11 protein-coding genes are annotated in these 12412 nt (G+C 72.5%); 3 read left to right on the top strand and 8 right to left on the bottom strand.

Annotation, left to right across the window (positions count from 1 at the left end; genetic code table 11):
• Nucleotides 1–54 precede the first annotated feature (54 nt).
• Nucleotides 55–669, bottom strand: a complete 615-nt coding sequence (locus BDW27_RS17170) for a TetR/AcrR family transcriptional regulator (protein WP_017545040.1) — start codon at nucleotides 667–669, stop codon at nucleotides 55–57.
• A gap of 203 nt (nucleotides 670–872) precedes the next feature.
• On the opposite strand from BDW27_RS17170, the gene BDW27_RS17165 reads away from it, so the two are divergent.
• Nucleotides 873–1499, top strand: coding sequence for a GbsR/MarR family transcriptional regulator (locus BDW27_RS17165; RefSeq protein WP_370446531.1), 627 nt, complete (start codon nucleotides 873–875; stop codon nucleotides 1497–1499).
• Between the two features lie 2 nt (nucleotides 1500–1501).
• Here the strand turns inward: BDW27_RS17165 and BDW27_RS17160 are convergent, their stop codons facing one another.
• From BDW27_RS17160 to BDW27_RS17135, 6 genes are all read right to left on the bottom strand, one after another.
• Complete coding sequence (locus tag BDW27_RS17160; protein ID WP_040693925.1) at nucleotides 1502–2326, bottom strand: ABC transporter ATP-binding protein; 825 nt, start codon at nucleotides 2324–2326, stop codon at nucleotides 1502–1504.
• A complete protein-coding gene (locus BDW27_RS17155; protein WP_370446527.1) occupies nucleotides 2305–3426 on the bottom strand; it encodes a FecCD family ABC transporter permease in 1122 nt (373 codons plus the stop codon). Before BDW27_RS17155 ends, BDW27_RS17160 begins: the two co-directional genes overlap by 22 nt.
• Nucleotides 3423–4445, bottom strand: coding sequence for an iron ABC transporter permease (locus tag BDW27_RS17150; RefSeq protein ID WP_110050235.1), 1023 nt, complete (start codon nucleotides 4443–4445; stop codon nucleotides 3423–3425). Before BDW27_RS17150 ends, BDW27_RS17155 begins: the two co-directional genes overlap by 4 nt.
• Nucleotides 4446–4459: 14 nt before the next feature.
• On the bottom strand, nucleotides 4460–5485 hold the full coding sequence (locus BDW27_RS17145) for an iron-siderophore ABC transporter substrate-binding protein (RefSeq protein ID WP_017545045.1): 1026 nt from the start codon (nucleotides 5483–5485) through the stop codon (nucleotides 4460–4462).
• Nucleotides 5486–5783: 298 nt separating this feature from the next.
• Nucleotides 5784–6935, bottom strand: a complete 1152-nt coding sequence (locus BDW27_RS17140) for an FAD-dependent monooxygenase (RefSeq protein WP_110050233.1) — start codon at nucleotides 6933–6935, stop codon at nucleotides 5784–5786.
• An 82-nt stretch (nucleotides 6936–7017) separates the two neighbouring features.
• The gene (locus tag BDW27_RS17135; RefSeq protein ID WP_110050231.1) at nucleotides 7018–8691 is read right to left on the bottom strand and encodes an alpha-glucosidase; all 1674 of its coding nucleotides are present in this window, start codon (nucleotides 8689–8691) and stop codon (nucleotides 7018–7020) included.
• A gap of 179 nt (nucleotides 8692–8870) precedes the next feature.
• Between BDW27_RS17135 and BDW27_RS17130 the strand changes: the two genes are divergently transcribed.
• Together BDW27_RS17130 and BDW27_RS17125 are read left to right on the top strand one after the other, a co-directional pair.
• Nucleotides 8871–10259 carry an MFS transporter gene (locus BDW27_RS17130; protein WP_233515793.1) on the top strand — a complete coding sequence of 463 codons (1389 nt, stop codon included), beginning with the start codon at nucleotides 8871–8873 and terminating at the stop codon, nucleotides 10257–10259.
• 51 nt (nucleotides 10260–10310) lie between these two features.
• A complete protein-coding gene (locus tag BDW27_RS17125; protein WP_026129345.1) occupies nucleotides 10311–11111 on the top strand; it encodes a cyclase family protein in 801 nt (266 codons plus the stop codon).
• Between the two features lie 12 nt (nucleotides 11112–11123).
• Here BDW27_RS17125 and BDW27_RS17120 read toward each other — a convergent pair whose 3' ends face one another.
• The gene (locus tag BDW27_RS17120) at nucleotides 11124–12341 is read right to left on the bottom strand and encodes a PP2C family protein-serine/threonine phosphatase (RefSeq protein WP_110050483.1); all 1218 of its coding nucleotides are present in this window, start codon (nucleotides 12339–12341) and stop codon (nucleotides 11124–11126) included.
• Nucleotides 12342–12412: the final 71 nt, after the last annotated feature.

Here is a 12412-nt window from a genome sequence, read left to right as displayed (position 1 = left end):
TACGCACCCCGGCCCCTGTGCGTGTCACCCACCGCCGCTGGGCCCCTCCACCGCTCAGGTCTGCGGGCGCAGGCCCGCGACGAGCAGGTCGGCGAAGTGGCGGCCCACGTCGTCGCCGGTGAGCTCGCCGTCGCGCCGGTACCAGGTGCCCAGGTGGTGCACGGAACCGAAGAAGTAGTCCACGACCAGGTCCGCGGGAACGTCGGTGCGGAAGACTCCCTCGTTCTGGCCCTGTTCGATCATCGCGCGGAAGATCTCGTGGTATCCGCGGCGTTCGGCGCGCACGCTGCGCTGCTTCTCGGGCGCGAGCTGGTGCATGGAACGGAAGAAGATCTTGGTGTCGTCCATGTTGGCGACGCTGGTGACGATGACGTCAGCGGCGGCCGCGTGGACCCGTTCGGCCACGGGCGCCTCACGCGAGGAGATCTCCCGGAGGTGCTCGGTCTGCATCCGCAGGACGCGGGCGTAGACCTCGTGGAGCAGGTCGTCCTTGGAGCCGAAGTAGTGGTACATCGCCCCCTTGGTGACGCCCGCCGCAGCCACGACCTCCTGCACCGAGGTGCTCTCGAACCCCTGCTCAGCGAAGAGCCGGGTGGCCGCCTCCAGCAGTCGTTCGGGCACGGATCCGCGCCCGGCTTCGACCTCGGTCGTCCGCCGTCCTCGCGCCATGTCCCGCCTCACCTCGTGTCCCCCACGGTTCCCCCGGCGGGGTGTCGAACACCAACCCGGCCAGCATACCGACCGGATGGTACCCCGAGCACGCGCCAGCAGCCGACCGGAGGGCGAAGGCGACGAGGTGGGCGTGTAATCGACCCGCGAACGCCAGGCCGGAGTCGCTGCGCACCGCCCCCTGAGCCGCCCCCTGAGCGAACCTGCCCCGACCGACGGAAGGCCGCCCGCGTGGGCGATATCGTGGCCCCCATGACGCAGGGTGTACGGGGGGAGCGGGCTTTGGAGGCGGGTGCGGTGGACGGGACGGCGCGGAGGCGTTCCGCGACGACTTCGTCGCCCGCTTCGCCGCCTACTGGCAGTCCCAGGGACGGCCCAAGGCCGAGGGCCGCATCGTGGGCTACCTGCTGGTGGCCGACCGGGACGCGGTCAGCGCGGAGGCCGTCGCCGAGGGCGCGGGGGTGAGCCGGGGCTCGGTCTCGCAGTCGGTCCGCCGCCTGCGCGAGCTGGGGTTCGTCACTCTCGTGGACTCCCCCGACCACCGCTCACGGCTGATCAGCATGGACGAGGACGTCTGGGGCGGGTTCCTGCGCAACGAGCGCTCCTACCTGCGCCAACAGCGCGACCTCGCCGCCTCGGCGCTCGATCGCCTCCCGGACCTGGGCGAGTCCTCCCGCACCCGGCTGCACAACATGTACGACTACATGACCTGGCTCGACGGCTACCACGACGTGCTGCTGGAGCACTGGGAGGAGTACAAGGCCGCCCGTGACCAGCGAACCCCGCCGGATCCGGTGACCACGGACGCCGAGCCCGAAGGGCCCTCCTGAGGTCAGGCTGACGCGGGCGCCCTCTCGTGCGGGATGACCAACGGGGTGCCGGTCCGGGGGTCGGGGACCACGTCGCAGGCCAGCCCGAACACCGACGCCACCCGCTCGGCTGTGACGACCTCCTCCGGGGTGCCGTCGGCCACCACCGCTCCCCCGTCCATCATCACCACCCTCGTGGCGAACCGGGCCGCCTGGGCGAGGTCGTGCAGGACCGCGACCACCGTGCGACCGCTTCGGTGCAGGTCGGCGAAGAGTTCCAGCAGGTCGTACTGGTGCGCGATGTCCAGGTAGGTGGTGGGCTCGTCCAGCAGCAGGGTGCCGCTGTCCTGCGCCAGGACCATCGCCACCCAGGCGCGCTGGCGCTGCCCTCCGGAGAGCGACCCCACCTGGACCTGGGCGAGGTCGGTGAGCCCGGCGAGCTCCAGGGCACGGGAGACGGCGGTCTCGTCCTCCGGGCTCCACTGCCGCAACAGGGTGTGGTGGGGGAAGCGTCCGCGCGCCGCCAGCGCGCGGACGGTGATCCCCTCGGGCGCCAACGGGCTCTGCGGCAGGAGCGCCAGCTGGCGGGCGACCGCCTTGGGCCGCTGCGCGCGCACGTCCCGGCCGTGCAGGAGCACCCTTCCGGTGCTCGGCCGGTTGACCCGTCCCAGCGCCTTGAGCAGGGTGGACTTGCCACAGCCGTTGGGGCCCACGATCACGGTGAACTCGCCCTCGGCGATGGTCAGGTCCAGGTCGCGCACGACCGGGTCCGCGCCGTAGCCCAGGGTGAGGCCCTCGGCCGCCAGGACCGGGGCGGTCTCTTGGCTCACAGTCGTCCCTTTCGCCATTCACGGATGAGCAGGTAGCCCAGGTACACGCCGCCGATCGCCAGGGTGAGGACGCCCACGGGCAGGCCCTCCGCGACGGGCGCGTGCTGGACGGCCAGGTCGGCGGACACCAGCAGGAGCGCGCCCACCAGGCCGGACAGCGCCAGGTTGGGTCCTGGCGCGCCGCTGAGCCTGCGGGCGATCTGCGGCGCGGTGAGGGACACGAACGCGATCGGCCCGGCCACGCTCACCGCCGCCGCCGACAGCACCACGGACAGGACGACGGCCGCGGTGCGGCTGCTCGCGGCCCGGGCGCCGAGGGAGTCGGCGAGTTCGTCGCCCATCTCGTTGACGGTGATGGCTCCGGCCAGGGCCACGACCAGCGGGATCGCCAGCGCCAGGGTGAGCCAGATGGTGGTGGAGTGCTCCCAGGAGCGGGCCCCCAGGCTGCCGTTGACATAGGCGGCCAGGACACTGGCCTTGTCGCGGGCCATCACCGACACCACGAAGTGGGTGAAGGCCTGGGCCATGGCGGCGACACCGATGCCCGCGACGATCAGCCGTCCGGGGTCGCGCAGCCCGGTGCCGGTCACCGCGGCCACGACCACCACCGCCAGGGCGGCCCCGGCCAACGCCCCCAGGGGTACCGGCACGATCCCCGGGAACATGAGCGCGGCGAGGGCGGCGCCCGCCCCCGCACCGGCGCCCAGTCCGATCACGTCGGGGCTGCCCAGCGGGTTGCGGGTCACGGACTGGAAGAGCGCCCCGGCCAGTCCCAGGGCGACGCCCGTTCCCACGGCCACGGAGAGCCGGGGGCCGCGCAGCCGTTCGAGGGCGAACAGGTGCGTGGCCTCACCCCGCCCGGACAGGACCGCGGGCAGCTGGGTGAGGGGCACTCCCAGCCGTCCCAGGCTCAGGGTGGCGGCGGCCGCCGCGAGCAGGAGCACCAGAACGAGGAGGCCCACCACGAGTGAGCGCCGGTGGAGGGGCAGCGCGACGCGGCGGCCCAGGCGCAGGACCGGGAACGGCGGACGCGGTGCGGGCGAGGGCTCCGGCGGGGTGCCGGTCGGGGCTTCGGAGGCCCGGTCGGACGCGGAGGCGGATCGCAGCGGGTGGTTCACGTCGCCGACCTCGACTTCCGGACCACGTACAACAGCACGGGCGCCCCCACGAAGGCGGTGACCACGCCCACCATGAGTTCCATGGGCCGCACCAGGACGCGGCCCACGACGTCGGCGACCAGCAGCAGGGAGGGGCCGACCAACAGTGCGAAGGGCACCTGGAGACGGAAGTCCACCCCGACCAGCCCGCGCACCACGTGCGGGACGGCCAGGCCAACGAAGGCGATCGGGCCCGCCGCCGCAGTGGCCCCGGCAGCGAGCACGGTGCCCGCGAGCAGCCCTCCCGAGCGCGCCAGGAACACGTTGGCGCCGGTGGCCACGGCCGCCTCCTCCCCCAGGGCCAGGGCGTTGAGCGACCCCATCACCAGCAGCGCGAGCAGGACCCCCGCCCCGATCACCGGCAGGACGGCGAGGACCACGTCGTAGCCGCGACCGGCCAGAGAGCCCACCACCCAGTAGCGGTAGCTGTCGAAGACGTCGGGCATGCTCAGTGAGACCGCCTGGACGTAGGCCATGAGCACCGCCGAGACCACCGCACCGGCCAGCACCAGGCGGACCATGCCGCCGTCGCCACCGCGGGTGCCCACCGTGTGCGCGGCCAACCCGGCCAGCAGCGCGCCGGGCAGGGCCCACCAGACGGTGGCGGTGGTGGATGCGGGGCCGAGCAGGGCGGTGGCGGTGACCACCGCGGCGGCCGCCCCCGCGTTGACACCCAGCAGGCCGGGGTCGGCCAGCGGGTTGCGGGTCACCCCCTGCATGAGGGTGCCGGACAGGGCCAGCGCAGCCCCGGCCACGATGCCGAGGAGGGTGCGCGGGTAGCGGCTCTCGACCACGGCGGTGGTGTGGGGGTCGGCCTCGCCGAGGAACACCTGCCACACCTCGACCGGTGAGGTGGGTTTGCTGCCCGCGACCAGGCTGAGCAGGACCGCCGCGAACAGGACCGTCCCGGCCGCGCCCAGGACCAGCGCGGCGCGGGCGGGGCCCGTACGGGGCGGTGCCGCGAGTGTCTTCACGATCACGTCGTCGGGTCGCCTCAGTCGTCCAGGGTCCCGGCGGCCTCCTCGATGAGGGGGACGTAGCGGTCGATGACCCAGGGCACCGTGAGCGGGTTGATCAGGGAGGAGGCGGTGACGAACGAGTTGTCGTCGCTGGTGACCACGGAGCCGCGTTCGATGGCGGGGATGGAGCCGTACAGGTCCTGGGACTCGATCTCGGCGCGCGTCTCGGGGTCGGAGTAGAACGTGAAGATGAGGTCACTGCCACCGAACTGGTCGGCGTTCTCCAGGCCGATGAGGGCGGAGTCGGTGCCCTCGGTCTCGGGGAAGGTCTCCACGACCGGGTCGACCTCGAGGCCCAGACCGCGCACCATGGCCACGCGCTGCTCGTCGGGGAGGAAGACGCCGAGCGTGCCGGGACCGTCGGTGTAGACGTAGGAGAAGGTGAGGTCGGCGAACTCGGGGTTCTCGGCTGCCGCCTCCTCGAACCGGCCCTCGATCTCCGTGACGAGGTCCTCGGCCTCCTCGGGCTGGCCGAGCGCCCGGCCGATGATCTCGATCTGCTCGTCCCAGTCGGTGCTCCAGGCGAGGTCGGGGTAGGCGACCGTGGGGGCGATGTCGGTGAGGATGTCGTACTGCTCCTGGGTCACTCCGGACCAGGGGGCGAGGATCACGTCGGGGGCGAGTTCGATGATCGCCTCGAAGTCGATGTCGTCGGCCCCGGCGAACTGCTCGGGCAGCTCCTCGCCGGACTCGGTGACGGCCTCGTGGATCCAGGGCAGGTAGCCGGTGTCGTCGCTGCCCCACTCGTAGCTCTCGATGCCGACCGGAACGGTGCCCAGGGCGATGGCGGTCTCGGCGGAGCCCTGGCCGAGGGTGACGACGCGTTCGGGGCGCTCGGGGATCTCGGCGGTACCGAGGGCGCTCTCGATGGTGGCGGGGAAGGTCCCGTCCGCGTTGGCCTCCGAGGGGGTGTCCTCGCCGTCGGTGCCGCAGGCGGCCAGACCGAGGGCGAGGGCCGAGGTGAGTGCGATGCCGCCGACTCGGCGCAGGGTGGAGTACATGCTCACTGCTTTCTTAGTCACGGGGAGCGGCCGCGTCGCTCAGGGCGGGCCGCTTGCGCGCAGGGGGAGTCCTCGGAGGAGGGCAGCACGAGGGAACCAACAAAACGGGAGAACCCCGACATCAAGCAAGGTTAGTCTAACCTCACTTGGGGGATTTCAAAAAATCTGAACCGGGAGGGGCTGTCCCCTCCCGGTTCGGAAGCGCCCGGTCACGGCCCTGGCCGGACCTCGCGCCGGGTATGAGCCTTCGTACCGCTGACGGGGGGCGCGACCACCGCCACCGGTGTGTGACCGCGATTCACGGGCGGCGGTCGGTGAGAACGTTGCTCACCCCGCCGAGGTAGCCGATGAACTGGCGGGTGACCATGGCACCCAGCCGTTCGCGGCCGAGGAACCGGGGCGGTGTGAGGCGCGTGATCGCCTCCGCGCCAGAGGCCAGCGACGCCAGGTTCACCGGCCCGCGCCGCACCGACTCGTACCGGCGCAGCGCGGCCGCGGGGTCGGCCGCGGCCGCCTCGTCGGAGAGCGCCAGGCTCAGCGCCCACGCGTCCTCCAGTGCCTGGTTGGCGCCCTGTGCGGTGGAGGGCGGGAAGGCGTGCGCGGCGTCGCCCAGCAGGGTCGCCCCGCCCTCGCCCCAGACCCGGCGGACCCGGTGGCGGACATGCTCGAACAGCGTGAGGTCCTCGCCCTTCGCGTGGTCCAGGACGGCGCGCACGTCGGGGTCGGTCCAGTCCTCGAACAGGCGGCGCAGCACCCTGGCCGGGGAGGCGGGCCGGGGGATCTCCGGGCGCCAGCGCACGTCGAACCACCACTGGACGAGCCCGTCCCCGGCGGGCATCATCCCGCACACGCCCTGGCGCCCCTGGACCACGGCCGCGACCGTGCCCGCCGCCAGGTCCGTCGGCACCCGCGTGAGCCCCTGCCAGCTCGCCCAGCCGGTGGGGCGGGCCGGATCGCTCTCCCACAGGTCGCGCCGGGCCGCCGAACGCACGCCGTCCGCGCCAACCACCACGTCACCCGTGGCGCTGGTGCCGTCCCCGAAGAGCGCGCTCACCGTGCCGTCGAAGTTGATCCGCACCCTGGTGCACACCCGGCCGTACCGCACGGTGCCCTCGGGCAGTCCGTCCGCGAGCAGGTCCAGGAGTGCGCGCCGGGGCACGGTGCGGCTCTCGAACCCGTAGTGGTCGCTCACCGCGTCGACGTCGAGTGTGTAGCGCGGCCGCCCTGCGGGGTCCCGGTTCTCCAGTCCGTCGAGGCGACGGCCGATCCCGCCGGGGTCGACCCCCAGGGCCCGCAGGGCGGCGGTCCCGTTGGAGTGGAGGCCGAGTCCGGCGCCTCCGGAGCGCGGTTCGGACGCGCGCTCGTGGACCTCGACCTCGTGGCCCCGTCCGGTGAGTCCCCGGGCCAGGGCGAGCCCGCCCACACCGGCTCCGACGATGACGACTCTCATGAAGGTCCCCGCTCCCGCTCGATCGGCTGCCCAACACAGTACTCACCGACCGGTCGCGGGAGCAGGGCCCCTCAGAGGTGGATCATCGGGCCAGGTGCACGCGGGCCTCCCACGGGCGCAACGGGGCCAGGACCGCTCCGGGGTCGGGAAGGTTGCCGATCAGCAGCTCGGGGTCGGAGCCCGCCACGTCCGCGGGCAGGTCCACCTCCACCGTCCGGTCGCTCCAGTTGGCCAGCACCAGCAGCACCTGGCCGTTGTACGCACGGGTGTAGGCGTAGAGACGGGGGTCCTCCTCCAGCAGCGGGGCGAACCGTCCGTACACGATGACCGGGTACTCCTTGCGGAGCGCGATCAGACGTCGGTAGTGGTGGAACACCGACCCCTCGTCGGCGACGGCGTCCTCCGCGTTGACGTCCACGTGGTTGGGGTTGACCCCGATCCACGGTGTACCGGTGGTGAACCCGGCCTGCTCCCCCGCGGTCCACTGCATCGGGGTGCGCGCGTTGTCCCGGCTCATCCGGGCGATCCCGGCCATGGCGGCCCCGGCGTCCACCTTGCCGGTCTCCACCATGGTGCGGTGGTAGTTGAGGGTCTCCAGGTCGCGGTAGTCCGCGATGTCGCCCAGGTGGGCGTTGGTCATGCCCAGTTCCTCGCCCTGGTAGACGTACGGGGTGCCCTGCATCATGTGCAGCGTGGTGGCGATCGCCGTCGCCGACTCCACCCGGTACCGGCCGTCGTCGCCGAACCGCGAGACCGAGCGCGGCTGGTCGTGGTTGTTCAGGTACAGGCTGTTCCAGCCCCGGTCGTTGAGCCCCGACTGCCAGCGGTTGAGCGAGGCCTTGAGCCGGACCAGGTCCAGCGGGCGCGGGTCGAACTTTCCGCCGGGCCCGTGGTCCAGGTCGACGTGCTCGAACTGGAACACCATGTCCAGCTCGCGGTTGACCGGGTTGGTGTGGACGCGCGCCTGCTCCACGCTCACCCCGGGCATCTCCCCCACCGTGAGCGCGTCGCGCCCGGCGAAGACGGTCCCGTGCATCTCGTGCAGGAACTCGTGCAGGCGCGGCCCGTTGACCGCGTGTTCGGCGAAGTCACCGTGGTCGCCCGACTCCGGCCCGTCGGGAAACTTGGGGTTCTTGGACACGAAGTTGATGACATCCATGCGGAAGCCGTCCGCGCCACGGGCCAGCCACCACAGGGCGACCTCGTGCACGGCCGCGCGCACCCTGGGGTTCTCCCAGTTCAGGTCGGGTTGCGACGGGCTGAACAGGTGGAGGTAGTACTCGCCGCGCCCCTCGTCGTAGGTCCAGGCCGGGCCCGAGAAGACCGAGCCCCAGTTGTTGGGCGGTCCGCCGTCGCGGCCGGGCCGCCAGAAGTAGAAGTCGCGCTTGTCCTCGTCACCCTCACGGGAGGCGGTGAACCAGGGGTGCCGGTCGCTGGTGTGGTTGACGACCAGGTCCATCACCAGGCGCATGCCGCGCTCGTGCAGGCCGTCCCTCAGCCGGTCCCAGTCCTCCAGGGTGCCGAACCGGGGGTCGATGCCGGTGTAGTCGCTGATGTCGTAACCGTTGTCGTCCCACGGCGAGGGGTAGACGGGCGACAGCCACACCACGTCCACGCCCAGCAGCCTGAGGTAGTCCAGCTTCTCGATGATCCCGGGCAGATCGCCGACACCGTCGCCGTCACTGTCGTTGAAGCTGCTCGGATAGATCTGGTAGACGACGCTTGACTTCCACCAGTCGGCGCTGGGTTCGGGCATGTGTTCCTTCCGCTCGTGGCCGGCTCACCATTCAATCGTTCCGGGCTCCCGTTGGGGAGGGGAATCGCGGCGGCTTCCGTCGGTGGATTTCGCGGGGGAAGCCTCTGGAGGGAACTGGTCTGGACCGGTAGGGTGCACGGGCCCTCACGATGCGCGCGGGGTGACGGAAGGGTGCTCCCATGGAGCGTGGCGAACCCACGGAAGGGCTGGACCGGGCGGCAGGAGGACCGGAGCGACAGACGGAGGCCGGGCCCCGGTTGTGGTCCCGGGACTTCGCTCTCTTCTTCGCCGCGCGGGCGGTGGCCAAGACCGGTGACGGGATGCTCCCGGTGGCGCTGGCGGCCGGGCTGCTCGCGCACGGGATGGGGGCCGCCGGTGTCGGGCTGGCGATGGCCTCGTTCTCGGCTTTCTTCGTGGGGTTCGTGGCCTTCGGCGGGGTGCTCTCCGACCGCTGGGGCGCCCGCCGCATGATGGTCGCCGCCGACCTGGTGCGCGTGGTCACCCAGGGGACCGCCGCCGTCCTCTTCCTGTCGGGGCACGTGGTGCTGTGGCAGATCTGCGTGGTCGGCGCGGTCAACGGGATCGCGGCCGGGGCGTTCCAGCCAGGGGTGGCCTCGGTGGTGCCGAGGGTGGCCCGGGACGTGCAGGGCGCCAACGGGGTGATCCGCACCGCGGAGGCGCTGGCGATGCTGGTCGGCCCCGCAGTGGCGGGGCTGCTGGTGGCGGTGGTGTCGGCGGCCGGGGTCCTCGGTGTGCACGCGGCCACCTACGCGGTGGGGGCGCTGTTGCTCGCGCTGATCCGGCTCCCCGAGCCCGCCCGGCGGCGGGGTGAGGGGCCGGGGTATCTGGCCGACCTGCTGGAGGGGTGGCACGAGTTCCGTTCGCGGACCTGGATGTGGTCGGTGATCCTGCTGTGGATGGTTCTGATGGTGACCATGTGGGGTCCGCAGATCCCCCTGACCTCGGCGGAGATCGTCCTCGGGCACGGCGCCCAGGCGTTCGGGCTGGTCAGCTCCGCACTGGGGGGCGGTACGGCGTTGGGCGGGGTGCTCGCCATGCGGATCCGGCCGCGTTTTCCCCCTGCGTGTGGGAGCGATCGCGCTGTTCGGGGCGGGCGCGTACTCGGTGGCGGTCGGGCTGGGGCTGGGGGTTTCCGCGCTGGCGCTGGGCGCGGCGGTGAGCGGCGCGGCCATGGGGTTCTGGGGAGTGATGTGGATGACCAGCGTGCAGACACAGGTTCCCGGCCCCGTGCTGGGGCGTATCCACGCCTACGAGGTGGCCGGTTCGTTGGCGATGCTCCCGGTGGGCCAGGCCCTGGCCGGTCCGGTCGCCGAGGTCCTCGGGGCGCGGACGGTGCTGCTGGTCGGCGGGACCGCGACGGTCGCGGTGGGGTTGGCCCTGCTGCTCCTGCGCCCGGTCCGGAACCTGCCCTCGGTCCCCTCAGCACGTTCCTGACCGGGTTCCCCGGCCGTGACGGTGGCGGGCCGGTGCGTGACCCGCTCACCGGTGACCGTGGGGACCGTGAACGAATTCGCTCGGCGCCGACCTCCCCGAGCCGCTACTTTTGACCCGACTCTCCCCAGGGCACTCCCGGGGACTCGCTCGACGAAGGGGACGCCATGTGCTTGCACGGAACAGGTGAGACCGTGAGGGCCCGAACGGAGCACGCGGCGCCCGCCGGGCCACCGACCGCGCCCGTCAGCCCCCTCCCCTGGCCGAAGGGGTTCCGGCGGGTCGTGGACCTCAGCCACACCATCTCCCCCGACATGCCGTCGTGGGACGAGGAGAAGCCCGTCCGGGAGACCGTCGTCCCGAGCGCGGCCCCGGGTGAGTTCGGGCTCTACCTGCAACGGTGGAGCATGACCGAGCACACGGGGACGCACCTGGACGCGCCCGGCCACGTGATCGGCGGGGGCCGACTCGTACCCGACATCGACCCGGCCGAGCTGGTGGCCCCGGCCGCCGTGATCGACATCCGCGCCCGGGCCGCCGAGGACCCCGACACGACGGTGACGGTGGACGACGTCCACGCCTACGAGCGCGTCCACGGGCGTATCCCCGCCGGGGCGGCGGTCCTGATGTGCTCGGGGTGGAGTGCACGCTGGTCGGAGGGTGACGACCGCGTCCGGGGCGTGGCCGAGGACGGCTCCTGGCACTTCCCCGGTTTCTCACCCGAGGCCTGCGACTTCCTGGTCTCGCAGCGGGCCGTCGCCGGTACCGGGGTGGACACGCTCAGCACGGACCCCGGCTCCTCCACGGACTTCGCCGCCCATGAGGTGGTGGGGCGGGCGGACCGCTGGGGGCTGGAGGCCCTGACCGGGCTGGACCGGCTCCCGCCGAGCGGGGCGTTGATCACGGTGGGCGTGCTGCCCGGGCTCGACGCCTCCGGGGGTCCCAGCCGGGTCCTCGCCCTCTGGTGAGCCCTCCGGGGCTCAGAGGTGGCCCCGGACCGCTCCGCCCGGGGTCCACTCCAGCAGCATGATGGTGGCGTCGTCGGTGAATCCGCCGCGCTGGTGTGCGTGGATGTCGTGGATCAGGCGCCGCAGGGTCTCGGGGGCGGGCTCGTCGGCGGAGGCCGCTCTGATGACGAAGTCGGCGAAGCGCTCCAGCCCGAACATCCTTCCGTCGCTGTCGTGCGCCTCGGTGACGCCGTCGGTGTAGAGCAGCACCTGGTCGCCGGGTTCGAGGGTGGTGTGGTGGACGGTGCGCGCAGTGGTGTCGGCGACCACCCCGTCCAGTCCGAGCGGGAGCTCGGGGGCGCGGTCCAGGGCGCCCTCCACCAGGCGCTGGTCGCGGATGAGCAGCGGCGCGGGGTGGGCGCAGTTGGCCCAGGAGAACACGCCGGTGGACAGGTCCAGGGTGGCGAAGATGGCCGTGCAGAACCGCTCGGGGAGCCAGGTGACCAGTGCGCGTTCCACGTTCTCGGTGAGTTCGGCGAGGTCGGCCCCGTTGCGGCGGGCGCTGCGTGCCCCCGCCATGGCGACCGACGCGGTCAGGCCTGAGGCGAGGTCGTGGCCCATGGCGTCCAGGATGACGGCGTGCAGGGTGTCACGGGTGAGGGAGTGGTCGAAGGCGTCACCACCCAGTTCGTAGGCGGGTTCGAGGACGGCGGTGGAGACCCCGCGCCGGGTTCCGAGGGTGCGGGGCGGGAGGAAGGCGCGCAGCATCTCGGCGCGCAGCTGCACGTCCCGGGCGCGGGTGCGGCGCACGTAGGTGTCGCTGTACGCGCGTTTGGACGTGATGACCAGGGCGAGCAGGGCGGCAAGGGTCTGGCAACGGCGGAGCGTGGGTTCGTCGAGCCAGGAGGTGCGGATGTGCACGACCCCGATGCGGTCGGCACCGTCCTTGAGCGGGAGCCACAGACTGAGCGCGTCCGCGCCGCCCTCCGCGAGTCGCAGGGTGTCGGAGCGGTAGGTCTCCCCGGCGACGGTGGTCTCCACGTCGAGGATGGGTCCCCCGGTGAGCGGAACCAGCAGGCGCTGTTGCAGGTCCACGAGGTGGACGGTGATCTTGCCGAGGCCGATCGCCGCTCCGTAGCGGTCGGCGGCCTCCAGCACCTCGATGGGGCCGCTGACGTGCACTGACCTGACGAGGTTCTGGAACAGCAGTTCGCTCTCCCCGAGCGGTACCTCGTCGTGTTCCTCGTCCATGCCCACCCCCACCGGTCGGGCCGGTCGGGGGTCCCCGGCTTCCGCACCCCAGTGTCGCACCGGGGACGCCG

The sequence above is a fragment of the Nocardiopsis sp. L17-MgMaSL7 genome, assembly GCF_003182025.1.
Lineage (GTDB): Bacteria > Actinomycetota > Actinomycetes > Streptosporangiales > Streptosporangiaceae > Nocardiopsis > Nocardiopsis prasina.
This window is presented reverse-complemented; position numbering and strand designations above follow the sequence as displayed.